The organism is Rhodovulum kholense, from assembly GCF_003053725.1.
Lineage (GTDB): Bacteria > Pseudomonadota > Alphaproteobacteria > Rhodobacterales > Rhodobacteraceae > Rhodovulum > Rhodovulum kholense.
Window position 1 is genome coordinate 105,923 of record NZ_QAYC01000010.1, and the last position, 26,638, is coordinate 132,560.

General features: G+C 67.5%; 28 protein-coding genes and 1 pseudogene. 9 read left to right on the forward strand and 20 right to left on the reverse strand.

Going from position 1 to position 26,638, the window contains the following annotated elements; translation table 11 throughout:
- Position 1: 1 nt before the first annotated feature.
- The 13 genes and pseudogenes from nuoH to C8N38_RS13880 form a co-directional block, all read right to left on the reverse strand.
- Complete coding sequence (gene nuoH / locus C8N38_RS13820; protein ID WP_075786503.1) at positions 2–1,039, reverse strand: NADH-quinone oxidoreductase subunit NuoH; 1,038 nt, start codon at positions 1,037–1,039, stop codon at positions 2–4.
- A 16-nt stretch (positions 1,040–1,055) separates the two neighbouring features.
- Positions 1,056–1,448: a hypothetical protein gene (locus tag C8N38_RS13825; protein ID WP_108027756.1), complete on the reverse strand. Its 393-nt coding sequence runs from the start codon at positions 1,446–1,448 to the stop codon at positions 1,056–1,058.
- 22 nt (positions 1,449–1,470) lie between these two features.
- A complete protein-coding gene (nuoG, locus tag C8N38_RS13830; protein ID WP_108027757.1) occupies positions 1,471–3,480 on the reverse strand; it encodes an NADH-quinone oxidoreductase subunit NuoG in 2,010 nt (669 codons plus the stop codon).
- A 162-nt stretch (positions 3,481–3,642) separates the two neighbouring features.
- On the reverse strand, positions 3,643–4,083 hold the full coding sequence (locus tag C8N38_RS13835) for a DUF5333 domain-containing protein (protein WP_108027758.1): 441 nt from the start codon (positions 4,081–4,083) through the stop codon (positions 3,643–3,645).
- Between the two features lie 87 nt (positions 4,084–4,170).
- Entirely contained in the window at positions 4,171–5,466 is a 1,296-nt protein-coding gene (gene nuoF / locus C8N38_RS13840; RefSeq protein WP_108027759.1) for an NADH-quinone oxidoreductase subunit NuoF, read from the reverse strand.
- 154 nt (positions 5,467–5,620) lie between these two features.
- Positions 5,621–6,304 (reverse strand): hypothetical protein, encoded by a 684-nt coding sequence (locus tag C8N38_RS13845; RefSeq protein WP_108027760.1) that lies wholly within the window; start codon positions 6,302–6,304, stop codon positions 5,621–5,623.
- Positions 6,305–6,389: 85 nt separating this feature from the next.
- Positions 6,390–7,097: pseudogene (gene nuoE, locus C8N38_RS13850) on the reverse strand (NADH-quinone oxidoreductase subunit NuoE); the annotation flags it as partial.
- A gap of 43 nt (positions 7,098–7,140) precedes the next feature.
- Positions 7,141–8,352 carry an NADH-quinone oxidoreductase subunit D gene (locus C8N38_RS13855; RefSeq protein ID WP_108027762.1) on the reverse strand — a complete coding sequence of 404 codons (1,212 nt, stop codon included), beginning with the start codon at positions 8,350–8,352 and terminating at the stop codon, positions 7,141–7,143.
- Between the two features lies 1 nt (position 8,353).
- Positions 8,354–9,205 (reverse strand): sulfotransferase, encoded by an 852-nt coding sequence (locus C8N38_RS13860; protein WP_108027763.1) that lies wholly within the window; start codon positions 9,203–9,205, stop codon positions 8,354–8,356.
- Entirely contained in the window at positions 9,205–9,807 is a 603-nt protein-coding gene (locus C8N38_RS13865; RefSeq protein WP_108027764.1) for an NADH-quinone oxidoreductase subunit C, read from the reverse strand. The genes C8N38_RS13860 and C8N38_RS13865 overlap by 1 nt, the downstream gene beginning before the upstream one ends.
- A gap of 3 nt (positions 9,808–9,810) precedes the next feature.
- Complete coding sequence (locus tag C8N38_RS13870; protein ID WP_215731153.1) at positions 9,811–10,344, reverse strand: NuoB/complex I 20 kDa subunit family protein; 534 nt, start codon at positions 10,342–10,344, stop codon at positions 9,811–9,813.
- On the reverse strand, positions 10,335–10,652 hold the full coding sequence (locus tag C8N38_RS13875; RefSeq protein WP_237399721.1) for an NADH-quinone oxidoreductase subunit A: 318 nt from the start codon (positions 10,650–10,652) through the stop codon (positions 10,335–10,337). Before C8N38_RS13875 ends, C8N38_RS13870 begins: the two co-directional genes overlap by 10 nt.
- A 308-nt stretch (positions 10,653–10,960) precedes the next feature.
- Positions 10,961–11,755: a crotonase/enoyl-CoA hydratase family protein gene (locus C8N38_RS13880; protein ID WP_108027765.1), complete on the reverse strand. Its 795-nt coding sequence runs from the start codon at positions 11,753–11,755 to the stop codon at positions 10,961–10,963.
- Between the two features lie 115 nt (positions 11,756–11,870).
- Here C8N38_RS13880 and radA point away from each other — a divergent pair, with 115 nt between their 5' ends.
- The 7 genes from radA (at position 11,871) to C8N38_RS13915 (ending at position 19,134) form a co-directional block, all read left to right on the forward strand.
- Positions 11,871–13,238 (forward strand): DNA repair protein RadA, encoded by a 1,368-nt coding sequence (radA, locus tag C8N38_RS13885; protein ID WP_108027766.1) that lies wholly within the window; start codon positions 11,871–11,873, stop codon positions 13,236–13,238.
- Positions 13,239–13,258: 20 nt separating this feature from the next.
- Positions 13,259–13,819, forward strand: coding sequence for a CvpA family protein (locus tag C8N38_RS13890; RefSeq protein WP_108027767.1), 561 nt, complete (start codon positions 13,259–13,261; stop codon positions 13,817–13,819).
- Positions 13,820–13,991: 172 nt separating this feature from the next.
- Positions 13,992–15,449, forward strand: coding sequence for an amidophosphoribosyltransferase (purF, locus tag C8N38_RS13895; RefSeq protein ID WP_108027825.1), 1,458 nt, complete (start codon positions 13,992–13,994; stop codon positions 15,447–15,449).
- 85 nt (positions 15,450–15,534) lie between these two features.
- On the forward strand, positions 15,535–16,197 hold the full coding sequence (locus tag C8N38_RS13900; RefSeq protein WP_108027768.1) for an SDR family NAD(P)-dependent oxidoreductase: 663 nt from the start codon (positions 15,535–15,537) through the stop codon (positions 16,195–16,197).
- Positions 16,198–16,362: 165 nt separating this feature from the next.
- On the forward strand, positions 16,363–17,148 hold the full coding sequence (gene surE / locus C8N38_RS13905; protein WP_108027769.1) for a 5'/3'-nucleotidase SurE: 786 nt from the start codon (positions 16,363–16,365) through the stop codon (positions 17,146–17,148).
- A complete protein-coding gene (locus C8N38_RS13910; protein ID WP_108027770.1) occupies positions 17,145–17,795 on the forward strand; it encodes a protein-L-isoaspartate(D-aspartate) O-methyltransferase in 651 nt (216 codons plus the stop codon). Before surE ends, C8N38_RS13910 begins: the two co-directional genes overlap by 4 nt.
- Positions 17,796–17,934: 139 nt before the next feature.
- Positions 17,935–19,134, forward strand: a complete 1,200-nt coding sequence (locus C8N38_RS13915) for a LysM peptidoglycan-binding domain-containing M23 family metallopeptidase (RefSeq protein ID WP_108027771.1) — start codon at positions 17,935–17,937, stop codon at positions 19,132–19,134.
- A gap of 127 nt (positions 19,135–19,261) precedes the next feature.
- Here C8N38_RS13915 and C8N38_RS13920 read toward each other — a convergent pair whose 3' ends face one another.
- The 4 genes from C8N38_RS13920 to tatA are packed head-to-tail and all read right to left on the reverse strand — an operon-like array spanning position 19,262 to position 21,704.
- Entirely contained in the window at positions 19,262–20,122 is an 861-nt protein-coding gene (locus C8N38_RS13920; RefSeq protein ID WP_245895754.1) for an ATP-binding protein, read from the reverse strand.
- The gene (gene tatC / locus C8N38_RS13925) at positions 20,119–20,991 is read right to left on the reverse strand and encodes a twin-arginine translocase subunit TatC (RefSeq protein ID WP_108027772.1); all 873 of its coding nucleotides are present in this window, start codon (positions 20,989–20,991) and stop codon (positions 20,119–20,121) included. Before tatC ends, C8N38_RS13920 begins: the two co-directional genes overlap by 4 nt.
- Positions 20,988–21,467: a Sec-independent protein translocase protein TatB gene (gene tatB, locus C8N38_RS13930; protein WP_108027773.1), complete on the reverse strand. Its 480-nt coding sequence runs from the start codon at positions 21,465–21,467 to the stop codon at positions 20,988–20,990. Before tatB ends, tatC begins: the two co-directional genes overlap by 4 nt.
- Positions 21,468–21,491: 24 nt before the next feature.
- Complete coding sequence (gene tatA / locus C8N38_RS13935; protein WP_108027774.1) at positions 21,492–21,704, reverse strand: twin-arginine translocase TatA/TatE family subunit; 213 nt, start codon at positions 21,702–21,704, stop codon at positions 21,492–21,494.
- 233 nt (positions 21,705–21,937) lie between these two features.
- Here tatA and C8N38_RS13940 point away from each other — a divergent pair, with 233 nt between their 5' ends.
- Positions 21,938–22,324, forward strand: a complete 387-nt coding sequence (locus tag C8N38_RS13940) for a rhodanese-like domain-containing protein (RefSeq protein WP_108027775.1) — start codon at positions 21,938–21,940, stop codon at positions 22,322–22,324.
- A gap of 46 nt (positions 22,325–22,370) precedes the next feature.
- On the opposite strand, the gene C8N38_RS13945 is transcribed toward C8N38_RS13940, so the two are convergent.
- The 3 genes from C8N38_RS13945 to C8N38_RS13955 all read right to left on the reverse strand — a co-directional run bounded on the left by C8N38_RS13945 (position 22,371) and on the right by C8N38_RS13955 (position 24,893).
- The gene (locus C8N38_RS13945) at positions 22,371–23,462 is read right to left on the reverse strand and encodes an ABC transporter ATP-binding protein (protein WP_108027776.1); all 1,092 of its coding nucleotides are present in this window, start codon (positions 23,460–23,462) and stop codon (positions 22,371–22,373) included.
- A gap of 183 nt (positions 23,463–23,645) precedes the next feature.
- Positions 23,646–24,224: a transglycosylase SLT domain-containing protein gene (locus C8N38_RS13950; protein WP_108027777.1), complete on the reverse strand. Its 579-nt coding sequence runs from the start codon at positions 24,222–24,224 to the stop codon at positions 23,646–23,648.
- Positions 24,225–24,251: 27 nt separating this feature from the next.
- Positions 24,252–24,893: a DJ-1/PfpI family protein gene (locus C8N38_RS13955; RefSeq protein ID WP_108027778.1), complete on the reverse strand. Its 642-nt coding sequence runs from the start codon at positions 24,891–24,893 to the stop codon at positions 24,252–24,254.
- Positions 24,894–25,126: 233 nt separating this feature from the next.
- Here C8N38_RS13955 and gatB point away from each other — a divergent pair, with 233 nt between their 5' ends.
- Complete coding sequence (gene gatB, locus C8N38_RS13960; protein WP_108027779.1) at positions 25,127–26,635, forward strand: Asp-tRNA(Asn)/Glu-tRNA(Gln) amidotransferase subunit GatB; 1,509 nt, start codon at positions 25,127–25,129, stop codon at positions 26,633–26,635.
- The last annotated feature ends 3 nt before the right edge of the window (positions 26,636–26,638 follow it).

The following is a 26,638-nucleotide window of genomic DNA, read 5'->3' on the forward strand; positions in this document are numbered from 1 at the left end:
GTCAGCCTCCCACCGCCCAGCGGGCATAGGCGCCGCCGAACAGTTCGAATTGTGCGAAGAAGGCCACCGCGACGACCCAGATCAGCGACATCGGCAGGAACACCTTCCAGCCCAGCCGCATCAGCTGGTCGTAGCGGTAGCGCGGGACGATGGCCTTGACCATCGAGAAGAGGAAGAAGAACACCGCCATCTTGGCCACCATCCAGATCGCGCCGTCGGGCAGACCCGGGATCGGCGACAGCCAGCCGCCGAAGAACAGAAGGCTGATCAGCGCGCACATCAGGAAGATCGCGATGTATTCGCAGGCCATGAACAGCAGGAAGGGCGTCGAGCCGTATTCCACCTGATAGCCCGCGACCAGTTCGGACTCGGCCTCGGGAAGGTCGAAGGGCGGGCGGTTGGTTTCGGCCAGCGCCGAGATGAAGAACAGGAACACCATCGGGAAATGCGGCAGCCAGTACCAGGACAGGAAGCCGAAGCGGCCGTCCTGGGCGGCGACGATGTCGCCGAAGTTCAAAGAGCCCGTCGACAGGATCACCCCGATGATGATCAGCCCGATCGACACCTCGTAGGAGATCATCTGCGCCGCAGACCGCAGCGAGCCGAGGAAGGCGTATTTCGAGTTCGAGGCCCAGCCGCCCATGATGACGCCGTAAACCTCGAGCGACGAGATCGCGAGGATGTAGAGCACGGCCACGTTGATGTCGGCCATCACCAGCCGGTCCGAGAACGGGATCACCGCCCAGCACAAGAGCGGCATCACGAAGGCGATGAGCGGCGCGATGAAGAAGACCGGGCGGTCGACCCCCGCGGGGATCACCACCTCCTTGACCACGTATTTCAGCGCGTCGGCCACGGTCTGCAGGATCCCGAAGACCCCCACCACGTTGGGCCCGCGCCGCATCTGCACCGCCGCCCAGATCTTGCGGTCGCCATAGACCAGGAACAGCAGCGAAACCATCACGAAGGCAATGACCAGCAGGCCATGTCCCATGATCGTCAGCGCCAGCCCAATGCCGGTATCCATGAAGTCAGCCATCTCGCCTCGTCATTCCTCAGACCGTCGGTACGCCCCGCGCGGCGCAGTCTTTTATTTCCTGCCGGGCATCGACCCGGCTGACGCCCCGCGGAAACGTCCTTGTCATCATGTAGACCGCGTCTGCCGTCCAGACGCCGCCCTGCTCGCGGCCGATCCGCGTGCGCAGATGGCGCGCGAAGCCGAACCCGGTGTCGAGCGCATGCCGCGCGACCGCGCAGCGCCCGTACTCGTCCAGCGCCGCGACCCCGCCGGGATCGCGCATCTTCAGCGCCACCTCGACCAGCCCGTCCTTCAGCGCCGTGGTCTCGGCACCCAGATAGGCGGGCACGACGCCCTCACGATTGGCGCCCGGCAACGGCGAACAGCCCGCCGCGGTTCCGGTGGCCACCGCAACGGCCAGCCCGGCCATATGTCGGGGCGCCAGACCCACCCTACTCTGCCGCCATCGGTGCGGCGCGCCGGGCCTTGGCATTGGCCGACAGCTCGGCCATCAGCGCCGAGGCGCGGGCAATCGGGTTGGTCAGGTAGAAATCCTTGACCGCGTAGCGGAACTCGGCCCGGGCGGGCTCGGAGACCGGCAGCGGCTGCCAGTGGTTCACGATCACCTCGTCGACCAGCGCCAGATCCGGCGCCGCCGCGACCAGCTTGCGGCGCAGCTGCACCAGATCGTTGAAGGGCAGCGTCGCGCCCAGTTCGGCCGACAGCGCCCGCAGGATCGCCCAGTTTTCCTTGGCCTCGCCCGGCGGGAAGCCCGCGCGCAGCGCCATCTGCGGCCGCCCTTCGGTATTGACGAACAGCCCCGCCTCTTCGGTGTAGGCCGCGCCGGGCAGGATGATGTCGGCACGATGCGCGCCGCGGTCGCCATGGCTGCCCTGATAGATGACGAAGGGCCCCTCGCCGATCTCGACCTCGTCGGCACCCAGATTGTAGATGACCTCGGCGCCTTTCGTCGCGGCCTCGATCCCGCCCTCGGTGACGGCGCCCAGATCCAGCGCGCCGACCCGCGAGGCGGCGGTGTGCAGCACCAGAAGTCCCGCGCCCAGCCCGCCCGCCAGCGCCATCGCCTGGCTGAGGACGGCCGCGCCATCGACCTCGATCAGCGCGCCCTGCCCGACGATGACCAGCGCGCCTTCTGCCGGTTTCGCGGCTTTCGCCAGCTTCACCAGCGCCGCGCGGTCCGAGCCTTCCTCAATCACGTCATAGGTCAGATCGACGGCCGGGCCGACCCTATGCACGGCCGCGCCGTGCATCCAGGCCTTGCGGATGCGGGCGTTCAGCACCGGCGACTCGGCGCGGGGATTGGTGCTGATCAGATAGATCTGCCGGGCATGGTCGATATCCTCGATGGCCGCGGTGCCGACATAGGCCGAGCGGTTGCCCGCAGGCAGCTTGGCCCCGTCGGTCCGGCATTCGACCGTGCCGCCCAGACCCTCGACCAGCGATTTCAGCGCGAAGATCGCCTCGGCCGGGGCCAGATCGCCGATGAGCCCGGTCACCTTGCGCCCGGTCATGGCGGCGGCGGCGGCGCGCAGCGCCTCGGGCCAGGTTGCGGGCCGAAGCTTGCCGTTCTCGCGGAGATAGGGCCGGTCGAGCCGCTGGCGTTTCAGCCCGTCCCAGACAAAGCGGGTCTTGTCCGAGATCCATTCCTCGTTCACGCCGTCATGGTTGCGCGGCAGGATCCGCATCACCTCGCGGCCCTTGGTATCGACCCGGATGTTCGAACCGAGCGCGTCCATCACGTCGATGGTTTCGGTCTTGGTCAGCTCCCAGGGCCGGGCGGTGAAGGCATAGGGTTTCGAGGTCAGCGCGCCCACGGGGCACAGGTCGATGATGTTGCCCTGCAACTCGCTGTCGAGCGTCTGGCCCAGATAGGAGGTGATCTCGGCATCCTCGCCGCGCCCGGTCTGGCCCATCTGGGTGATGCCCGCGACCTCGGTCGTGAAGCGCACGCAGCGGGTACAGGAGATGCAGCGGGTCATGCAGGTGCCGACCAGCGGTCCCAGATCGGGGTCGATCGAGGCGCGCTTGGGTTCGCGATAGCGGCTGAAATCGACGCCATAGGCCATCGCCTGGTCCTGCAGGTCGCATTCGCCGCCCTGATCGCAGATCGGGCAGTCGAGCGGGTGGTTGATCAGCAGGAACTCCATCACCCCCTCGCGGGCCTTCTTGACCATGGGCGAGTTGGTCTTGACGACCGGCGGCGCACCGTCGGGGCCGGGGCGCAGGTCCTTGACCTGCATCGCGCAGGAGGCGGCGGGCTTCGGCGGGCCGCCGACGATCTCGACCAGACACATCCGGCAGTTCCCGGCGATGGACAGGCGTTCATGGTAGCAGAAGCGCGGGATCTCGATCCCGGCGACCTCGCAGGCCTGAAGCACCGTCATGGCCGGGTCGACCTCGATCTCTGTGCCGTCGATGATGATCTTGCGTAGCTGTGCCATGCTCTTGCCTTGTCGCTTGCTGCGTCCCGCCCCCGGTCCGGCGGGCTGCGTCCTAGATCCCGGGGCGGGCGCGCCCGGCGCCCGTCCCCGCCGCAAAGGCCGCCCATCCGGCGCCCCTCCGGCCTGTTCCTGCCCCCATCGGCCCTGCCCGCAGCGCCATGCCTAGCGCGCCCTCAGCAGCCGGCCGATTTCGGTCCGGGCCCTGATTTCGGCCAGACCGACCGGGCAATAGCTTTCGGGCTGGTCGCTCCGGACGCCCCGCGCCGCCAGCCAGTCGCGCGCGGCGCCCTCGACCCGCGCCTTCTCGGCCTTGTCCTCGACGAAGGCCCGGATCTCGGCATCCGAATAGCCAAGCCGCGATGCCCGCGATTTCAACCCGCGCATATAGCCATAGGCGGTCAGCATCCGCGCCTCGATCCGCGGGCATTTCTTGCGGATCATGTTGGCGGTCGCGATCACCTGCAGCCCCTCGACGATCCCGGCCTGGTCGCGAAGCGCCGGACGCGCCTCGGCCCCCTCGGCCGTGGCCGCGGCGGCAAGGGCAAGCGTCGCGGCAAGCGCCGCAGCCCGTCCTCGGGGCGATATGACCGCCCCCGCGATCACGCCGCCGCCACCGCGCTGTCGCGCCCGATGGTCCGCGCCTCGAACTCCGCGCGGTCGGTGATGATCTTCCTGAGCTCGCTCATCCGCCTACTCCGCCGCCAGGACGCCCGAACGCCCGGTCTTCTGCGACCGGATCCGATCCTCGATCTCGTCGCGGAAATGCCGGATCAGGCCCTGGATCGGCCAGGCGGCCGCGTCGCCGAGGGCGCAGATTGTGTGGCCCTCGACCTGCTTGGTGACATCGAACAGCATGTCGATCTCTTCGATCTCGGCTTCGCCCCTCACCAGACGGTCCATCACCCGCATCATCCAGCCGGTGCCCTCGCGGCAGGGCGTGCACTGGCCGCAGCTTTCATGCTTGTAGAATTTCGCGAAGCGCCAGATCGCCTTGATGATATCGGTCGACTGGTCCATCACGATGACCGCCGCGGTGCCGAGCCCCGAGCGCTGCTCGCGCAGCCAGTCGAAATCCATGATCGCATCCTCGCAGATGCTGGCAGGCAGAAGCGGCACCGAACAGCCGCCCGGGATCACCGCCTTGAGATTGTCCCAGCCGCCGCGCACGCCGCCGCAATGGCGGTCCAGCAACTCGCGCAGCCCGATCGACATGCTTTCCTCGACCACGCAGGGACGGTTCACATGGCCCGAGACGGCGAAAAGCTTGGTGCCCGCGTTGTTCGGCCGCCCGAAGGACGCGAACCAGTCGCCGCCCCGGCGCAGGATGGTCGGCACGACCGCGATGGATTCGACATTGTTGACCGTGGTCGGGCAGCCGTAAAGCCCCGAGCCCGCCGGGAAGGGCGGCTTCATCCGCGGCATGCCCTTCTTGCCCTCGAGGCTTTCGAGCAGGGCGGTTTCCTCGCCGCAGATATAGGCGCCGGCGCCGTGATGCAGGTACAGGTCGAAATCCCAGCCCGACTTGGCGGCATTGGCGCCCAGAAGCCCGGCGTCATAGGCCTCGTCGATGGCCGCCTGCAGCGCCTCGCGCTCGCGGATATATTCGCCCCGGATGTAGATATAGGCGGCATGCGCGCCCATCGCGAAAGAGGCGATCAGCGCGCCCTCGATCAGCGTATGGGGGTCGTGCCGCATGATTTCGCGGTCCTTGCAGGTGCCCGGCTCGGACTCGTCGGCGTTGATTACAAGGTAGTGCGGCCTTCCGTCGCTTTCCTTCGGCATGAAGGACCATTTAAGCCCGGTAGGGAAACCAGCCCCGCCACGGCCGCGCAAACCGGATTTCTTCATCTCGTCGATGATCCAGTCCCGGCCCTTGGCGATGACCTGAGCCGTGCCGTCCCAATGTCCCCGGGCGCGCGCGCCGGAGAGGCTGCGGTCGAACATCCCGTAGAGATTGGTAAAGATCCGGTCCTGATCGGTCAGCATGGTTCGTCCCCGCTGTGGTGTCCTGACGCGGCCTCGCGGCCTGCTGGGTCTTGGCGCGGCCGGCGGGCTGGCATGGCCACCCGCCGGGCGCTTTGATGATCTTGCAGGACCCCGGCCGCGGCCGTTCGCAAACGGCCCGCCTGCCCTGCCTCGCTCAGGCCTCGCTGGCCAGAGCCTTGGCCTGTGCCACCCAGTCATCCCGGCTGACACGGCCTTTGAAGCCTTCCAGGTTCTCGTCCATCCAGGCAATGTCTTCGGCCGTCCAGGACGCGATCTGGTCGTAGTGATAGATCCCCAGATCGTTCACCTGCTTCTCCAGTTTAGGACCGACGCCCTTGATCTTCTTGAGGTCGTCAGCACCGCCGGCCCGAGGAGCCGACAGAGCGGCGGGACGGCTCCCCACCTTTTCTTCAGCGGCAGTGGGCGCCGCTTCAGGCTTTGGGGACGCGGTCTCCATCACCGGAGCCTTGGGCGCCGCCTTGGGGGCAGGCGCGGCCTTCGGCGCCGATTTCGGCACAGTGGGGGCCACTTTCGGACCGCCGGGCTTCGGACGGTTCGGGATCACGATTGCGGCATTGGCATCGCGATAGGGCTTCATCGCGGCCATCGCCTCGCGCTTCTTGGCGACCATGGCCGAGAATTCGGCATCGGTGTGGCAGAAGCCCCAGGTCAGGACGGCGCCAGCCACAAAGAAGGTGCCAACGCCACCAATGAAGGCGCCGAGGGCCCAGAGGCCGATGGCATAGCCGATGGTGGCCACGGTCAGACCGCAAAGCGCGGCGACCAGCCACCAGAAGATGGCAAACTTGAGTCTTGCTTCTGTGCGAGAAATGTTCATGCGTTCTCTCCGCTACGACGGTTTTTCTTCCGAAGCCATTTGTAACGCCTTAGCTTCCGCCTGTCTTGACGTCTTCCGCCGCAGCCCCCGCCCGACGCCAGGACGTCAGCAGCGGCACTTCGGTTCCATCGATCCGCTTGACCGTATCGCCGATATCGAGCGCCCGCGCCGCGGACGCATTGTGGGCGTTGACCTTCTCGCCGCCGGTCAGGCTGGACAGCGCCCCCTTGGGTTCCGAGGCGAACCGGCCGTTCTGCGGCCCCGGCACCGGGACGTCGCCCTTCGCCAGCGCATCGAGGATCTCGGCCAGCCGGTCGGCGGTGAGGTCTTCGTAATAGTCCTTGCCGACCTGCATCATCGGCGCGTTCGAGCAGGCGCCGAGGCATTCGACCTCTTCCCAGCTGAACTTGCCGTCGGCCGACAGCGTGTGCGGGGTCGGCGCGATCTTGTCCTTGCAGATCGCGATCAGGTCCTCGGCGCCGCAGATCAGGCAAGACGTGGTGCCGCAGATCTGCACATGGGCGACCGAGCCGGTCGGCACCAGCTGGAACATGAAATAGAAGGTCGCGACCTCGAGCGCCCGGATATAGGGCATGCCCAGCATGTCGGCGACATATTCGATGGCCGGGCGGGTCAGCCAGCCTTCCTGCTCTTGCGCGCGCCACAGCAGCGGAATGATCGCCGAGGCCTGGCGGCCTTCGGGATATTTCGTCAGCTGCGCCTCGGCCCATTTGCGATTCTCGGGCGTGAAGGCGAAGCTGTCGGGCTGGTGGGGGTGGAGGCGTCTCAGCATCGGTCGGAAAACTCTTGGTATTCAGGGGATTGGGCGCCGCATATCATCGGTCGACCTCGCCGAAGACGATGTCGAGCGTGCCGATGATGGCCGCCACGTCGGCCAGCATGTGGCCTTTCGAGATATGATCCATGGACTGCATGTGCAGGAAGCCCGGCGCACGCAGCTTGGCCCGGTAGGGCTTGTTGGTGCCGTCGGCCACGAGATAGACCCCGAATTCGCCCTTCGGCGCCTCGACCGCGGCATAGACCTCGCCTGCGGGCACGTGGAAACCCTCGGTGTACAGCTTGAAGTGATGGATCAGCGCTTCCATCGAGGTCTTCATGTCGGACCGTTTCGGCGGCGTGATCTTGCCGCGCGCCAGCACCTCGCCCGGTTCCTTGCGCAGCTTGGCGCAGGCCTGGCGGATGATGTGAGTCGACTGGCGCATCTCTTCCATGCGGACCAGATAGCGGTCGTAACAGTCGCCGTTCTTGCCGACCGGGATCTCGAAATCGAACTCGCTGTAGCATTCATAGGGCTGCGCCCGGCGCAAATCCCACGCCAGACCCGAGCCGCGCACCATCACGCCCGAGTAGCCCCAGTCGAGGATGTCCTGTTCGCTGACGATGCCGATATCGACGTTGCGCTGCTTGAAGATCCGGTTCTCGGTCAGAAGCCCGTTCAGATCGTCAAGCACCCGCGGGAAGTCCACGGCCCAGGCGTCGATATCCTCGATCAGCTGGGGCGGCAGGTCCTGATGCACGCCGCCGGGGCGGAAATAGGCGGCGTGAAGCCGGGCCCCGCAGGCGCGCTCGTAGAAGACCATCAGCTTCTCGCGCTCTTCGAAGCCCCAGAGAGGGGGCGTCAGCGCGCCCACATCCATCGCCTGAGTCGTGACGTTCAGCAGGTGGTTCAACACCCGCCCGATTTCGCAGAACAGCACCCGGATCAGCTGCGCCCGGCGCGGCACCTCGATCCCGGTCAGTTTCTCGATGGCCAGGCACCAGGCATGTTCCTGGTTCATCGGGGCCACGTAATCGAGCCGGTCGAGATAGGGCAGGTTCTGCAGATAGGTGCGGCTTTCCATCAGCTTCTCGGTGCCGCGATGCAAAAGCCCGATATGCGGGTCGGCGCGCTCGACGATCTCGCCGTCAAGCTCCAGCACAAGACGCAGAACCCCGTGCGCCGCAGGGTGTTGCGGGCCGAAGTTGATGTTGAAGTTGCGGATCTTCTGTTCGTCGGTCCGCACGTCCTGGAAGGCGTTGTCCTTCATGTCAGACCCCCATCCGGTGAGCTTGCCAGGCTGCGGGCACCCGCCCCAGCCGGTCGGCCACGTAATCGTATTGCGGCGCCAGCCACCGGGCGGCGGCATCGCGCTGATCGTCGGTCATCGGCAATTCGGGGCCAGCATGGACCCGCAGCGCCAGTTGCGCCGGCCTTGGCGCGATCCCCAGAAACCGGCACAGCCGATCGACGGTCTCGTCCGAGAACAGCTCTTCGTAGAAGGCCAGCCAGAGCCGCGCCGGATCGATGGCTGCCCGGACCCGGCCCAGCACAGCGCGATAATCGCCGCGCCGCGCAATGTGGTCCTCGCCCCCCTTCAGCACGCGCGCCAGGATACGCCCGGCGCGCGGCCCCAGCGCCTCGCCCTCGGCCGCCCGGCGCCGCGCGATCATCCGCACATGGCTCCAGAGCCGCTCGACCGGGTCGCGCAGCAGGTAGACAAAGCGCACATCGGCGGCGAGCCCGGCCATCCGGTGCAGCCGCGCCTCGGGCAGCAGGCCATAGGCGGGCGTGATGTCGGCCACCAGCGGCCGCGCGCCGCGACCCTTTTCGAGATAGGCCAGATAGGCGGCCTCGTCCCCGCTGGCCATCACTCCCGCCAGATCGCGCAGATCGGCAAGACGCGTGCCGCGCGGCACCGGACGGCGCCCGGCCAGCCCGGCGGCCTTCTCTTCCAGCAGGGTCCGTTCCCGTTCCAGTCGGCCCTCTTCCAGGGCATCGAAGAAATGCAGCTCTTTCACCGACCGCATGTGACAGTCGGGATGGTCCGCCAGATAGCGGCCAAGCCAGCTGGTCCCCGCCTTGGGGGCCCCGAGACCGAAGAGGATACGCGCGACTGCCATCAGGCCTTGGCCTTCTCGTCGCCGGGCAGGATGTAGTCGGCGCCTTCCCAGGGCGACATGAAGTCGAACTGGCGGAATTCCTGCACCAGCTTGACGGGTTCGTAGACGACGCGTTTCTGCGCCTCGTCATAGCGGACCTCGGTATAGCCGGTGGTCGGGAAGTCCTTGCGCAGCGGATGGCCGCGGAAGCCGTAATCGGTCAGCAGCCGCCTCAGGTCGGGATGGCCCGAGAAGACGATCCCGAACATGTCGAACACCTCGCGCTCGAACCAGTTGGCCGAGGGGTGGACCGACACGATCGACGGGATCATCTCGTCCTCGCGCACCGCACAGCGAATGCGGACCCGCTGGTTCTGGTACATAGACAGGAAGTGATAGACGACGACAAAGCGGGCATCGCGTTCGGGGTGGTCGACCGCGGTGATGTCGACCAGCGACGAGAACCGGCAGCCCGCATCCGAGCGCAGGAATTCGGTGAAGGCCACGATCGCGGCCGGGGCGGCGTCGATGTTCAGCTCGCCATGCGCGACCTCCCAGCCGATCACGCAATCGGGGCGCTTGGCCGCGATCAGGGCGCCGAGTTCTTTCAGCGTCTCGTCCATGGCTTACCTCACGATGGTCCCGGTGCGGCGGATCTTGCGCTGCAATTGCAGGATGCCGTACAGCAGCGCCTCGGCGGTGGGCGGACAGCCCGGCACGTAGATGTCGACCGGCACCACGCGGTCGCAGCCGCGCACCACCGAATAGGAATAGTGGTAATAGCCGCCACCATTGGCGCAGGAGCCCATCGAGATCACATAGCGCGGCTCGGGCATCTGGTCGTAGACCTTGCGCAGCGCGGGCGCCATCTTGTTGGTCAGCGTGCCCGCGACGATCATCAGGTCGGACTGGCGCGGGCTGGCGCGCGGCGCGGTGCCGAAGCGTTCCAGATCGTAGCGCGGCATCGAGGTCTGCATCATCTCGACCGCGCAGCAGGCCAGCCCGAAGGTCATCCAGTGCAGCGACCCGGTCCGCGCCCAGTTGATGATGTCGGCCGTCGAGGTGACCAGGAAGCCCCGGTCCTGCAGCTCGGCATTCAAGGCCTGGGTCGCCGTTTCGGGATCGCCCCCGGCGGTGTTGGGGCCAGTCATCACGCCCATTCGAGCGCCCCCTTCTTCCATTCATAGGCAAAGCCGATCGTCAGAACGGCCAGGAAAACCATCATCGACCAGAACCCGACAAGCCCGATGGTGCCGAAAGCGACGGCCCAGGGAAAGAGAAATGCAATCTCGAGGTCGAAGATGATGAAAAGGATCGCCACCAGGTAGAACCGCACGTCGAAGGTCATGCGCGCGTCGTCGAAGGCGTTGAACCCGCATTCATAGGCCGACAGCTTTTCGGGGTCGGGATGGCGAACCGCAACGATCACCGCCGACAGCATCAGGATCAAACCAAGCCCAATGGCCATGCCGAAAAATATCGCGATGGGAAGGTAGTTGCTCAGGAGCTGGTCCACCTCGGTCTCCCTGTCTTGCGTGCCGCGCGCGGCCCGGTGCCGTGCGCACTGGTTTTCCGACCATGACGTTAGTCGGGGCCACGGCAGAGGGTCAACCGCCCCGCCCCGCGATCCGCGCCACTCTGTTACAGTGCCGCAGCAGAAATGTATACAGTCGTGCGCATTGAAAATGCGACGATCCGGCTTTTGCCGTCAAAGCCATGTTAAAAAGGGTTTTCCGCCTTGGTTTCGGTCGGTTTACGTGCCGAAACGCAGGTGGCTCACCGGTCGGACGGCAGCGCCCAGCCGGGTTTGCGGCGGTCGAAGAAGGCCGCGATTCCCTCAGCCGCTTCGGGGGTTTCCCAGGCCGCGACCAGCCGGGCGATGCTGGCCTCGATGACCACGTCGTCGATCCGCGGCCCGAGGCTCAGCACCTGCGCCTTGGCCCGCGCGACCGCCTCCGGCGCGCAGGCCAGATAGGGCGCGATCTCGGCCTCGACCGCGTCGTCCAGACCGGCGGCGGGCACCGCGCGGGCCAGCAGGCCAAGCGCCACCGCCTCGGCCGCGTCGAAGCGCCGCCCCGACATGAACACCCGCCGGGCACGGGCCTCGCCCAGCCGCGCCACGACATAGGGGCCGATGGTGGCGGGAATCAGCCCCAGCCGGGTCTCGGTCAGCGCGAACCGGGCGGTCTCGACGCCGATGGCCACGTCGCAGACGGAAATCAGCCCGATGCCGCCGCCGAAGGCCTGTCCTTGGACCCGGCCGATCAGCGGTTTCGGCATCTCGTTCAGCGCGCGCAGCATCCCGGCCAGCTTGCGCGCCTCGGCCGCGCGGGTGGCGGCATCGGCCTGCATCTGTTCCTTCATCCAGCCCAGATCGCCGCCCGCGCAAAAGCTTTCGCCCGCCCCGGTCAGCACCACCGCACGGACCGCCGGATCGGCGCCCAGAGCCTCGGCGGCCCCGGTCAGCGCCGCGATCAGGTCCGAGGACAGCGCATTATGCTTGTCCTCGCGCCGCAGCGTGACCCGCGCGACGCCGCGCCCGTCGATCCCGATCTCAAGCCCGTCCTGCATCCTGCCCCTCCCGTTGGCGGTTTCGGGCCAAAGCCTAGCCGCGGCCCCGGCCCGGGGGCAAGCCGGCCCGCCGAAGCGGCCTTGCAACGCCGCCCGGCCTCGGGCAGCTAGAGGCATGGCCAAACCCAGCACCGTCTTCACCTGCACCGCTTGCGGCGCGACCCAGACCAAATGGTCCGGGCGCTGCGAGGCCTGCGGCGCCTGGAACACCATCGTCGAGGACGTGCCGCTGAGCGCGGGCCCGGCGAAGAAGTCGTTGGGACCCGCGCGCGGGCGGCGGCTGGCGCTCAGCGATCTGGCGACGTCGGAACCCGAACCGCCCCGCGCGGCCTCGGGCCTGGGCGAATTCGACCGGGTGCTGGGCGGCGGGCTGGTCCCGGCCTCGGCGATTCTGGTCGGCGGCGATCCGGGCATCGGCAAGTCGACACTGTTGCTGCAGGCGGCGGCGGCCTTCGCCAATCAGGGGCTCAAATGCCTTTACATCTCGGGCGAGGAGGCCAGCGCGCAGGTGCGGATGCGGGCGCGGCGGCTGGGGCTGGCCGAGGCGCCGGTGAAGCTGGCCACCGAAACCGACCTCCGCGCGATCCTGACCACGCTCGAGGCCGAAAAGCCCGACCTGGCCATCATCGACTCGATCCAGACGCTCTGGGCCGACATGGTCGACAGCGCGCCGGGCTCGGTCGCGCAGGTGCGCGCCTCGGCGCATGAACTGACCGTCTTCGCCAAGCGCCACGGCACCGCGGTGATGCTGGTCGGCCATGTCACCAAGGAAGGCCAGATCGCTGGCCCCCGTGTCGTCGAGCACATGGTCGACACGGTGCTTTATTTCGAGGGCGAGCGCGGCCACCAGTTCCGCATCCTGCGCAGCGTCAAGAACCGCTTCGGCCCGGCCGACGAAATCGGCGTCTTCGAGATGACCAGCGGCGGGCTGGCCGAGGTGGCGAATCCTTCGGCGCTGTTCCTGTCCGAACGCGGCACCCCTGCCCCGGGCGCGGCCGTCTTCGCGGGCATCGAGGGCACCCGGCCGGTGCTGACCGAAATCCAGGCGCTGGTCGCGCCCTCGCCGCTGGGTACACCGCGGCGAAGTGCTGTCGGGCTCGATGCCGGGCGGCTCTCGACGACGCTGGCGGTGCTGGAGGCGCGCTGCGGCATCCCCTTTGCCGGCTTCGACGTCTATCTGAACGTGGCCGGCGGGCTGAAGGTCACCGAACCCGCCGCCGATCTGGCGGTCGCGGCCGCCTTGCTGTCGGCGCGCGAAGATGTCGCCCTGCCCCCCGACTGTGTCCTTTTCGGCGAAATTTCCCTGTCCGGGGCGCTGCGGCCCGTGGCCCAGACCGAAAACCGGTTGAAAGAGGCGCTGAAACTTGGTTTTTCCAGCGCGATCGCGCCCGAACGCAGCAAGCTCGGCGCACCCGGCGGCATGAAGGTCCGGCAAATGCCCGACCTGACCGCCTTCGTCGGGGAAATATTCGGCGCCGGCTAGCCCGAGGAGGGACCTGATCCATGGACTCATTCACCGTCGTTGACGGCATCGTTGCCGCCGTGATCCTGGTCTCGGCCGTGCTTGCCTATTCGCGCGGCGTGGTGCGCGAGGTCATGGCCATAGCGGGCTGGATCATCGCGGCAATCGTCGCCTTCACCTTCGCGCCGCAGGCCGAGCCGCTGGTGCGCGAGATCCCGTACCTGGGCGATTTCATCGGAAGCTCCTGCGAAATCGCGATCCTGGCCTCCTTCGCGGCGGTGTTCGCTGCAGCGCTGGTCGTGGTGTCGCTGTTCACGCCGCTTCTGTCCTCGATGATCCAGGGCTCGGTGCTGGGGGGCGTCGACCAGAGCCTCGGGTTTCTCTTCGGCGCGGTGCGCGGCGCGCTTCTGGTGGCCGTCGCCTTCTTCGTCTACGGCATGGTCATCACCGATCACAGCTTCCCGGCGGTTGAAAACTCGCGCTCGTCCGCGGTCTTCGCGTCGCTGACCGCCAAGATCGCCGAGACCAATCCCGACCAGGCGCTTGGCTGGCTGACGACCCAGTACGAACAGCTCGTGGGCACCTGCGGCGCGCCGCAATAAGCCCCGCGCCGCTTTCCCCTTCGCTGCCCCGCGCACAGCCGAGTCGCGCGGGCGTGAACCTTTCTTAATGATCCTTTCGTGACACCGGACGCCGGAGGGACTAGAGAAGGGCCAACTTCCTTCAGACGGATTCGGAGCCCCGCTGCCCATGCGCCAGCAATCCTTCCGCACCATGCCCCCTGCGCATCCCTTTGACGACGACAAGCTCAAGGAGGAATGCGGGGTCTTCGGCGTGATCGGCCTGGCGGATGCCGCCAATTTCGTGGCCCTCGGCCTGCACGCCCTTCAGCATCGCGGCCAGGAGGCAGGCGGGATCGTCTCTTACGACCCGGTCACCGGCTTCCAGTCGGCCCGCCGCTTCGGCTATGTGCGCGACAACTTTACCAAGGCCAGCCTGATGGAGACCCTGCCCGGGTCGCTGGCCATCGGCCATGTGCGCTATTCGACCGCCGGGTCCAAGGGTCAGACCGCCATCCGCGACGTGCAACCCTTCTTCGGCGAATTCTCGATGGGCGGCGCGGCCATCGCCCATAACGGCAACATCACCAATGCCGAGGCACTGCGCCGCGAGCTGATCGAGCATGGCTCGATCTTCCAGAGCTCGTCGGACAGCGAATGCATCATCCATCTGATGGCGCGCTCGTTCCAGAAGACCATTCCCGAACGCATGAAGGACGCGCTGCGCCGGGTCGAGGGCGCCTTTTCGGTCGTCGCGATGACCCGCACCAAGCTCATTGGCGTGCGCGACCCGCTGGGGGTGCGCCCGCTGGTGCTGGGCCGGATCGGCGACGGCTGGGTCCTGAGTTCGGAAACCTGCGCGCTCGACATCATCGGGGCCGAATTCGTGCGCGAGGTGGCGCCGGGGGAAATGGTGCTGATCTCGCCCGAGAAGGGCGTCGAGAGCTTTCACCCCTTCGAGCGCCGCGCCTCGCGCTTCTGCATCTTCGAGCATGTCTATTTCTCGCGCCCCGACTCGATCCTGGGCGGCCGCTCGGTCTACGAGACCCGGCGCCAGATCGGGATCGAACTGGCCCGCGAGGCGCCGGTAGAGGCCGATCTGGTCTGCCCGGTGCCCGACAGCGGCACCCCCGCCGCCATCGGCTTCAGCCATGAAAGCGGCATCCCCTACGGGATGGGGATCATCCGCAACCAGTATATGGGCCGGACCTTCATCGAGCCGACCGAACAGATCCGCAACATGGGCGTGCGGCTCAAGCTGAACGTCAACCGCGCCCTGATCGCGGGCAAGCGGATCATTCTGGTCGACGACAGCGTCGTGCGCGGCACCACCAGTCGCAAGATCCGCGAGATGATTCTGGATGCGGGTGCGGCCGAGGTCCATTTCCGGATCGCCAGCCCGCCCACCGCCTGGCCCTGCTTTTACGGGGTCGACACGCCCCAGCGCGACAAGCTTCTCGCCAGCCACATGTCCGAGGACGAGATGCGCGACTATCTGGGCGTCGACAGCCTCAAGTTCATCTCGCTCGACGGGCTTTATCGCGCCGTGGGCGAGGTCGAAGGCCGCAACAACCGCTGCCCGCAATATTGCGACGCCTGCTTCTCGGGCGAATACCCGGTGGCGCCCAGCGACATGATCCAGAAGGGCTTCCAGACCAAGGCGGCCGAATAGGCCGCCTGCGCCGGATTGTCGCCCGGCCGGTCCCGCCCGGGACCGAGATCTTGACGCCATCGCTCAGGTATTCCAAGGACCGTCCATGACAGACCAGAAACTCGCCCTTGTGACTGGCGCCTCGCGCGGATTCGGCGCGGCGGTGGCCGAAGAACTGGCCCGCGCGGGCTATCACGTCGTCGCCGTCGGCCGCACCACCGGTGCGCTCGAAGAGCTTGACGACCGGATCAAGGCTCTGGGCGGCAGCGCCACGCTGGCGCCCATGGACATCACCGAAACCGACGCGATGCGGACGCTGTGCCGGGGCATCTACGACCGCTGGGGCCATGTCGATCTGTGGGTCCATGCCGCGATCCAGTCGCCGCCCTTCAGCCCGGCCGAGCAGATCGACCTGCCGTTCTGGACCAAGGCCGTCAAGGCCGATGTCGAGGCGCTGGGGGTGCTGGTGTCCTTCGTCGCGCCCTTGCTGCGGGTTGCGCCGGGCGGCGGCAGCGCGGTCCTGATCGACGATCTGGCCGAAGGCCCCTTCCTCGGCGCCTATGCCGCCTGCAAGGCCGCGCAGCGCGCCCTGTTCGCGGCCTGGGAGGCGGAACAGGCGCGGCTGCAGGACGTGCATGTCCGCCGCTTCGTGCCCGCGCCGATGGCCACCAATCACCGCAACCGGCTGTATCCCGGCGAAAACACCGAGACGCTGGCGCGCCCGGCCGACGAGGCGCGCCGTCTGGCCGCCGATCTCGGCCTGGCCTGACCGCACCGCGCCGCTTGCGCGACCGGAGCCCGGAGAGCGCCCGCGTTCTCCGGGGCGGGATGTCGGTCCCACCCTCCCGCAAGGTTTCCGGTCCCGGGCCCCGGCATCGCCTTTACGCCTCGGGCCCGCTCCACTATGGAAGGGCCATAAGGCAAGGTTGAGCAGATGCGCATTCTCATCACGAATGACGACGGGATCAACGCCCCCGGGCTGGCGGTGCTCGAGGCCATCGCGGCCGAGGTCGCGGGCCCGACCGGCGAGGTCTGGGTGGTCGCGCCCGCCTTCGAGCAGTCGGGCGTCGGCCACATGATTTCCTATACCCGTCCGATGATGATCGCAGAGCTGGGGCCGCGCCGCTTCGCGGCCGAGGGCTCGCCCGCCGATTGCGTGCTGGCCGGGCTTTACGACGTGATGACCGAGGCCCGGCCCGATCTGGTGCTGTCCGGCGTCAATCGCGGCAACAACGCCGCCGAGAACGTTCTGTATTCGGGCACCATCGGCGGGGCGATGGAGGCCGCGCTGCAGGGCCTGCCCGCGATCGCGCTGTCGCAATATCTGGGGCCGCTGAATTACGACGAGGATCTGCAATTCGCGGCGGCTGCGGCCCATGGCGCGGCGACGGTCAATGCGCTGCTTGACCGGGGGTCCTGGGACGGCGCCGATTACCGGCTGTTCTACAACGTGAATTTCCCGCCCGTCCCGGCCGATCAGGTCAAGGGGCTGAGGGTCGGGCCGCAGGGCTACCGCCGCGACGCCTCTTTCGGGGTCGAGCCGCATCTGTCGCCCTCGGGGCGCAGGTTTCTCTGGATCCGGGGCGGCGCGCAGAACCTGCCGACCGCGCCCGGGTCGGACGCGGCGCTGAACCTCGACGGCTATATCGCGGTGACGCCGCTGCGCGCCGATCTGACCGCCCATGACTGCATCGCCGACGTGAAGGCCCGACTGGAATGACCGGAGACGACGCGACGGCAGAACGCAAGATGCAGTTCCTGTTCGCGCTGCGGTCGAAGGGCGTGACCGACAAGCGGGTGCTGACCGCGATGGAAGAGATCGACCGGGGCCAGTTCGTCACCGGCCATTTCGCGCGGCATGCCTATGACGACACGCCGCTGCCCATCGCCTGCGGCCAGACCATAAGCCAGCCCTCGGTGGTGGCGATCATGACCCAGGCGCTGAACCTGCAGCCGCGCAACAAGGTGCTCGAAATCGGCACCGGCTCGGGCTATCAGGCGGCGGTGCTGTCGCGGCTGTCGCGCCGCGTCTATACCGTCGAGCGTCACCGCAGGCTTGCCGCCGAGGCGCAGAAGCGGTTCGAGGCGCTGGGGCTGACCAATGTCACCGCGATGGCCGCCGACGGATCGCGCGGGCTGCCCGATCAGGCGCCCTTCGACCGCATTCTTGTGACCGCCGCCGCCGAAGACCCGCCCGGCCCCCTATTGGCCCAGTTGCGGGTTGGCGGTATCATGATCGTGCCGGTCGGACAGTCGGACACGGTGCAGCGGCTGATCAAGGTCACCCGCGGCGAGACCGGGTTCGACTATGAAGAGCTTCGGCAGGTCCGGTTCGTGCCGCTTCTCGAGGGGCTCGGTCAGGACTGAGACGAAAGACGACTGAGGCCTGAGGACTGAGGACTGAGACGCCTGAGGCACTTGTTGGCGACTCCAGGAGCCGACGGACGCAAGACGAGAGACCCGAGGGTCCGGCGGAACGGGCCCCGTACGCAGTGAGGATCGAGCGATGGCCCACACCTCCCCCGACCGCCGGTTTCCGGCCCGGCTTCTGGCCCTTGGCCTCGGGATGACCCTGGTCGCCGGCTGCGAGAGCGGCTGGGACTACGATTTCCGCAATCTCGGCAACAACCCCGAGCCGCCGCGGGTCGAGGCCGCGCCCCGGCCCGAGCCCGATCAGCGCGGCGTGATTTCCTACCCGACCTATCAGGTCGCGGTGGCGCGGCGCGGCGATCGCCTTTCGGATGTGGCCGCGCGGGTCGGCCTGCCCGCCTCCGAGCTCGCCTCCTATAACGGCATCTCCGCCGATGCGACGCTGAACAATGGAGAGGTGATCGCCCTGCCCCGCCGGGTCGCGGATGCGGGCGGTGTCGTCGCCGCGCCGCCGGGCAACGGCACGATCACGCCCGCGGGCGCGGCCCCGGGCCAGGTCGACATCGCGACGCTGGCGGGCAACGCGCTCGACCGCGCGGGCGGCACCGCCCCGGCCGCCGGCCAGCCCGCCGGGCAGGAGCCGATCCGGCACAAGGTCGTGCGCGGCGAGACCGCCTATTCCATCGCGCGGCTCTACAACGTGACGCCCCGCTCGCTGGCGGACTGGAACGGGCTGGGGCCCGATCTGACGGTGCGCGAGGGGCAGTACCTGCTGATCCCGGTCGCGGCACAGCAAAGCCAGCCCTCGGGCGCGGCGGCCGCGGGCACGGCGGTCGCCACCGCGCAGACCACCGAACGTCCGGGCCAGGGCTCGGCGCTGGCGGCGCCACCCTCGGCAGCGACCCCGCTGCCCAAGCCCGAACCCTCGGCCAAGCCCGCGGTGCCGGCCTCGCCGGAGATGGCCAAGGAACAAAGCACCCCCGCCGCGCGCTTCGCGATGCCGGTTTCGGGCAGCATCATCCGCGGCTATCAGAAGGGCAAGAACGACGGGATCGACATCTCGGCCAAGGCGGGAACGGCGGTCAAGGCCGCCGCCGACGGCACGGTCGCCGCGATCACCCGGGATACCGACCAGGTGCCGATCCTCGTCGTGCGTCATTCCGACAACATGCTGTCGGTCTATGCGAATATCGACGGCATCGCGGTTCAGAAGGGCGCGAAGGTCACCCGTGGGCAGACCGTGGCGCAGGTCCGTTCCGGCAACCCCGCCTTCCTGCATTTCGAACTGCGCAAGGGCTTCGAGAGCGTCGACCCGATGCCCTATCTGACGCCGTAAGAGCCCGCGAGGCGTCCCCGGAAGGGGGCGCCCTCCGGGCGAAAAAATCTTCGCAGAAGATTTTTGGCCCGGCGCCTGCGGCGCCGGGTTTCGGGTATTTGAACCAAGAAGAAGCGGAAGGGCGCGGTCAAATCCGAATGCCGCGGCGTGCCGCGAGGTCGGTGAAATACTGCCAGGCGACACGGCCCGACCGCGCCCCGCGCGTGGCCTGCCATTCGATCGCCTCGGCACGCAGCGTTTCGGGTTCGATCTCGATGCCGTGCGCCGCGCAATAGGCCCGGATCATCCCGAGGTACTCGTCCTGGCTGCAGGGGTGGAACCCGAGCCAGAGCCCGAACCGGTCCGAAAGCGACACCTTCTCTTCCGTCGCCTCCGAGGGGCTGATCGCGGTCGAGCGTTCGTTCTCGATCATGTCGCGGGGCATCAGGTGGCGCCGGTTCGACGTGGCGTAGAACACGACATTGGCCGGGCGCCCCTCGATCCCGCCGTCAAGCACCGCCTTCAGCGACTTGTAATGCTGGTCATCATGGCTGAACGACAGGTCATCGCAGAACAGCACGAAACGTTCGGACGCCCCGCGCAGCAGCGTCAGAAGCCGTCCCACCGAGGGCAGATCTTCGCGCTGGACCTCGACCAGCTTCAGCGGATGCCCTTCGGCCGCCACCGCGGCATGGACCGCCTTGACGAGGCTCGACTTGCCCATCCCGCGTGCGCCCCAGAGAAGCGCGTTGTTGGCGGGCAGGCCGCGGGCGAAATGCCGGGTATTCTCAAGCAGCGTATCCCGCGACCGGTCGATCCCCTGCAAGAGCGTCAGATCGACCCGATTGACCTCGGGCACCGGCATCAGCCGGTCGGGCGAGACCTGCCACAGAAACGCCTCGGCGGCCGCGAAATCGGGCGCCGCAGCCGGGGCGGGATAGCGCCGCTCGAGCGCCTCGGCGATCCGCTGCAAGCTCTGCGCGGCATCGGGCCCGAGCGCGCCGCTCACGTCCGGCCCTCGCCGTCCTGCACCGCAGCCCCGTCCTCTTCCTCGTCATCGTCAAACCAGAGGCCCTGGGCGCGCAGCTCCTTTTCGCGGACTTTCTCGCCGCGCCGCACGAGAAGGATCGAAATCTCGTAAAGCCCGTAGACCACCGTGAAGAGGATCACCTGGGTGATCACGTCGGGAGGTGTCACGATGGCGGCCAGCACCAGAATGCCCACCACCGCGTATTTGCGCACCGACGAAAGCCCCGCGGCCGAGACCAGTTCGGCCTTGCCCATCAGCGTCAGCAGCACCGGCAGCTGGAAGCAGAGCCCGAAGGCCAGGATGAACTTGATCGTCAGCGAGAGATACTCCTGCACCGATCCGTGGAAGGTGATGCCCGCGGTTTCCGACGCGCCCCCGCCCTCGGCCCCGAGCGAGCCGACCTGCTGGAAGCCCAGGAAGAAATCGAAGGCCAGCGGCGTGATGATGAAATAGGCGAAGGCCCCGCCAAGGATGAACATGAAGGGCGAGGCCAGCAGGAAGGGCAGGAAGGCGCGCTTTTCCGAGCGGTACAGCCCGGGCGCGACGAAGCGCCAGAGCTGGAAGGCGATGAACGGAAAGGCCAGCGCGAAGCCGCCCACCAGCGAGATCTGGATCGCGACGAAGAAGCCTTCCTGCAGCTTGATCAGGTAAAGCCCGCATTCCTGCCCGCGCTCGGCCAGTGCCGAACAGATCGGATGGGTCAGGACGTTGAAGATCGGATTCCAGACCGTGAAGCAGGCCACCATCGCCGCGACGAAGGCCGCCAGCGCATAGATCAGCCGGGTGCGAAGCTCGGCCAGATGCTCGATCAGCGGCGCCGAGGTATCGTCGATGTCATCGCTGCTCATGCGTCGCTCGTCTTGTCGGGGGTCGGCCCGGGCGTGTCTCCGGGGGCGGCCGCGCCTTCGGCGGCGCGGTTGGCCGCGCCCTTCTCGGCCATCGCCTTGCGGATCTTCTCGGCCTGGGCGGCGCGCTCTTCGGTCATCTGCGCGGTCGCCTCACCGGCGTTGGTCTCACCAGCCTTGGTCTCACCGGCCTTGGGCAGCTTCGGTTCCCATTTCTCGAACCGGTCGGCGGCCTCGTTCAGGCGGTCGAGTCCCAGCTTGCGCGGATTGGCGATGTCCTTGAGATCGTTGACCGTATCCTTGACGCCCGCCTGATCGGCCGCGTCATCCATCGCGCGCTGAAACTCGCGCGCCATGTTGCGGGCCTTGGCGGTAAACCGGCCCAGCGTGCGGAACATCGCGGGCAGGTCCTTCGGCCCCACGACGATCAGCGCCACGATGCCGATCAGCAGCAGTTCGGTCCAGCCGATATCGAACATGGGGTCAGGCTCGCGACAGGCGGATTACGCCTTGTCCCTTTCGGTCTCGGGGGTGACGTCACGGGCGGAATCGAGGCTTTTCTGGGCCTCGTCGGTCTCTTCCTTGACGCCCTTCTTGAAGGCTGTGATGCCCTTGCCGACCTCGCCCATCAGCGACGAGATCTTGCCGCGCCCGAACAGCACCAGCACGACGACGGCGATCAGAAGCAGGCCGGGAAGGCCGATATTATTCAGCATGGTCTTCTCCCTCGGGGCGCACCGCCCCTCCAGCGACACAGGTGTCACACATCTATTGAGTCTTGCCGCCGGTTCAAAGACCCATTCGCCCGGTTGGCCGCGATTATTTGCCCCCGCCGTCTCCGATGCCAGAGGGACCTGCGCGCGTCGGCCCCCTTGCGGGCGAGCGGGGAATCCTTCCACTCTCGCGGGCGTGGCAGAGGGGCCCACGGCAAGCGGATGGAGACGACCGGATGCACAGCGAAGACGTGAACGGCAAGGTTCTGGAACACTGGAACTGCGACGACCTGCAGGCGGCAATGGCCGCGGGCGAGGTCGTGACGATCGATGTGAGAACGCCGCAGGAATACATGTTCGAACATATCAAGGGCGCCCTGCTGCTGCCGCTGTCGGGGTTCGATCCGGCCTTCCTGCCCGAGGGCGGCGACAAGCGGCTGGTGTTCCATTGCGGCTCGGGCGTGCGCTCGCGCAAGGTGGCCGAGGCCTGGCTGGCCGCGGGTCATGACCGAGTCGCGCATCTGGAAGGCGGATTCGCCGCCTGGAAGGCCGCGCTCAAGCCCTATGTCGGCACCGACATGGCCACCGGCGCGCCGGTACCGGTGAATGTGAAGGCCGGCTGAGCCCGGCCGCAGAACCCGACACCCCAGGCACCGGGGCCGACCGGCATCAGGCGGCACGGCCCCCGCCCTCTCGGGGAAAGACGAAACAGCGGTCGCGACGGATCGTCAGCCACATGGGCGTGCCGGGCTGCGGCAGGAAGACCGCGGGCACCGTGGCGCGCAGCGCCGATCCGTCATGGTCCATGCGGAACTCGACCAGGCTTTCCGACCCCATGAAACGGGCGCGTTCGACGCAGGCGCGCGCCGCCACCCCCTCTTCGGCGGTGGGATTCGGTCCGCGGCCGTTGCGGTCGAAGTCGATCCGCAGATGCTGCGGCCGGATGATGATGTCGACCTCGGCGCCATCGGCCATGCCGGGGGTCAGGAACTTGCCGAAAGGCGTTTCCGTCAGAAGGTTCTGGACGCGCCCCCGGATCACGTTGATGTCGCTGAAGAAGGCGGCCGCCGCCCGGTCGACGGGCGCGTTGTATATATTGTAAGGCGCGCCCTGCTGGACGATCCGCCCGCCGCGCATCAGCGCGATCTCGTCGGCCATCCGCATCGCTTCGTCGGGCTCGTGGGTGACCAGAAGAACCGCCGCGCCCTCGTCCTTCAGCACCTGCAGCGTCTGGTCGCGAATTTCGTCGCGCAGCCGGTTATCGAGCCCCGAAAAGGGTTCGTCCATCAGCATGATCTTGGGCCGGGGCGCCAGCGCGCGGGCCAGCGCCACGCGCTGCTGTTCGCCGCCCGACAATTCGTGCGGATAGGCGTCGATGAACCGGCCAAGCGCGACCCGGTCCAGCAGATCCTCAACCCGTGCCCGCCGCGCGGCCTTGGGTCCGGTCAGCCCGAAGGCCACGTTCTCGGCCACGCTGAGATGCGGAAAGAGCGCGAAGTCCTGGAACATCAGCCCGACCGAGCGGCGCTCGGGCGGCAGGCGAAAGACGGTGTCGCAGACCAGTTGCCCGTCGATCCGGATCTCGCCCGCGTCCTGCCGGTCGACGCCCGCGATGATCCGCAGCGTCGTCGACTTGCCGCAGCCCGAGGGCCCCAGAAGGCAGGTGACCTGCCCCGGCAGCACAGTCAGACTGACATCGTCGACCACCTTGCGCCCGCCGAAGACACGGTCGATGCGGCGGATATCGAGCCTCGGGATCATATTTGTCGGGTTCGGGTCCGGGGTCGGACGGGCGGTCTGCAGCGTCACAGGGGCCTCGCGCTATTTCCGATGGAAACTATCGGATTTGCCCCTGTGCTGGCAATGCCCGGATTGGTCAAAGGGCCGCGTGCGGGCCGGATCGCTGTCGGCGAAGGTGTCGGCGGACCGAAATGCGCCGCGCGCTCAGCCGCGGCAGTAGGATTGCGACCGGGTCCAGGCGGCGATTTCCTCGCGCTTGGACGAGACCGCCATCGGCCCCCAGTCGGCGGCGACACCGCGGCCGGAGGCGGCGACCACGCCGTCGCGGGCGACCGCGCTGGCGGCGATCCGCACGGCACAGCGCAGATTGGCCTCGCCATCGGTCAGGGCGGACCCGCTGGTCGCGGCGCAGCCATGATAGCGCGCGGTCGCGGGCGAGATCTGCAAGAGCCCGAACCAGCGGCCGCCGCCGCCGACCGCGGCCTCGTTCCAGGTGCTTTCATGCTTGGCCAGCGCCGAGAAGAGCCCCGCCCAGAAGGCGCGGCGCTGCGCCGGACGGGCCTTGGCATAGGCCGGGCACCAGGCATCGATATCGGCGGGAACGGTCTCGGTCAGCCCGCCGCCATACAGCGTCAGCGCGTCGAGGCTTGCCCGTGTCCAGTCCGTCGCTTCCGGCATGTGGTCCCACCGCATCGAGGGGAGACTGCGCCCCCGGTCCGCGATATCGGACTGATCACAGGCGGCGGTCAGCGCGAGAAGGCACACAAGCAGGAACAGACGCATCGGAACTCCGGAGGATACGCCGGTCCTTCAGTCCGGCGTTTCCTTATCCTCGGGATCGTCCTGCGGGGCAACAAATTGGGCATAATCTGCGCGGATGCCCGCCGAAACAGTGGCGAGTTCCCGCCGCCGGAGCCATTTCCCCCGGCTCTCCAGCTCTCGCGCGATCTCCTCGATGAAGCTGTCGAGATCCTCCAGGGACCGCGCGGTGATGATCCCGCCACTACGCATGACCGGGCGTCCGGTCCATCTGGCCCCGGCATTTTCAAGATCGGTCCGGATCGCGGGATGGGAGGTCACCGCGACGCCCGAGATGGCCCCAACCTCGACCAGCAGCCAGGGCGCATGGCAGATCGCGGCGACCATCCGGCCGCCGGACAGGAACTGGTTCACCAGCCGCACCGCCGCGAAACTCGTCCGCAGCGCCCCGGAATTGAGCTGACCGCCGGGCAGGACGAGGCCGTCGTACTCGTCGGCGTCGACATGGGTCAGCGGCATCGTTGCCTCGATTTCAGCAAACCAGTTGCCGTCTCTCCAGCTGGTGACGCTGGCCCCTCCGGGGGTCGCAATATCGACCCGCGCGCCCATGTCGCGCAAGCCGGTCACCGCCGCTTCCAGTTCCCCGTGCTCGACCCCGTCGGTGGCGAGGACGAGCACTGCGGCCGATTTCATTGTATTCTCCTGTCGGTTAAAGAGGTCCGGTCGGCGGCACGCGCGACACCCGGTGGCCAAAACGACCAGTGCGCCAATCTAGCACATAGGTTAACGTAGCGTAACCCTCGCGACGGACCAGAGCCTATCACTTTAAATCGCCCGCCTGCTGCGGCCGGGCGGCCGGATCATCCCCTTGCCCGCGCCCGTCCCCTGCCCTAAACATGCGCCCTGCCGCAGATGAGGATGCCGCCATGCTTGACCTGACCTTCGAGCCCCCCAAACCCAAGGTGATTTCCGGCGCCAAGGCCGAATGGGAACTGGTGATCGGCCTCGAGGTCCATGCCCAGGTGGCCTCGAACTCCAAGCTGTTTTCGGGCGCCTCGACCGGCTTCGGCGCCGAGCCGAATTCGCATGTCGCCTTCGTCGACGCGGCGATGCCGGGCATGCTGCCCGTGATCAACGAATTCTGCGTGGCGCAGGCGGTGCGCACGGGGCTGGGGCTGAAGGCCGAGATCAATCTCTTTTCGGCATTCGACCGCAAGAACTACTTCTATCCCGACCTGCCGCAGGGCTATCAGATCAGCCAGCTTTACCACCCCATCGTGGGCGAGGGCGAGGTGATCGTCGACATGGGGCCGGGCATCGCCCGCCGGGTGCGGATCGAACGCATCCATCTGGAACAGGACGCGGGCAAGTCGATCCACGACATGGACCCGAACATGTCCTTCGTCGACCTGAACCGGACCGGCGTCGCGCTGATGGAGATCGTCTCGCGCCCCGATATCCGAGGCCCCGAAGAGGCGGCCGCCTATGTCGGCAAGCTGCGCCAGATCCTGCGCTATCTGGGCACCTGCGACGGCAACATGCAGAACGGCAACCTGCGCGCCGATGTGAACGTCTCGATCTGCCAGCCCGGCGCCTACGAGAAATTCCGCGAGACCGGCGATCCGTCGTTTCTGGGCACGCGCTGCGAGATCAAGAACATGAACTCGATGCGCTTCATCCAGGCCGCGATCGAGTACGAGGCCCGGCGCCAGATCGCCATCGTCGAGGATGGCGGCACCGTCGATCAGGAAACCCGGCTTTACGATCCCGACAAGGGCGAGACGCGCTCGATGCGCTCGAAGGAAGAGGCGCATGACTACCGCTACTTCCCCTGCCCCGACCTGCTGCCGCTGGAAATCGAGCAGGCCTGGGTCGACGAGATCGCGGCCTCGCTGCCCGAGCTGCCCGACGCCAAGAAGGCGCGTTTCGTCACCGAATTCGGGCTGACCGAATACGATGCCAGCGTGCTGACGGCCGAGGTCGAATCCGCCGCCTATTTCGAGGCGGTTGCGCAGGGCCGCGACGGCAAGGCGGCCGCCAACTGGGTCATCAACGAACTGTTCGGCCGCCTGAAGAAGGACGACCGCGACATCACCGACAGCCCGGTCAGCCCGGCCCAGCTGGGCGGCATCCTCGATCTGATCGCGGCGGGCGACATCTCGGGCAAGATCGCCAAGGACCTGTTCGAGATCGTCTATACCGAAGGCGGCGACCCGGCCGAGATCGTGGCGGCGCGCGGGATGAAGCAGGTCACCGATCTGGGCGCCATCGAGAAGGCCGTCGACGAAATCATCGCCGCGAACCCCGCCCAGGTCGAGAAGGCCAAGGCCAACCCGAAACTCGCGGGCTGGTTCGTCGGTCAGGTGCTGAAGGCCACCGGGGGCAAGGCCAACCCTCAGGCCGTGAACGAGATCGTGGCCCGGAAACTGGGGTGATCC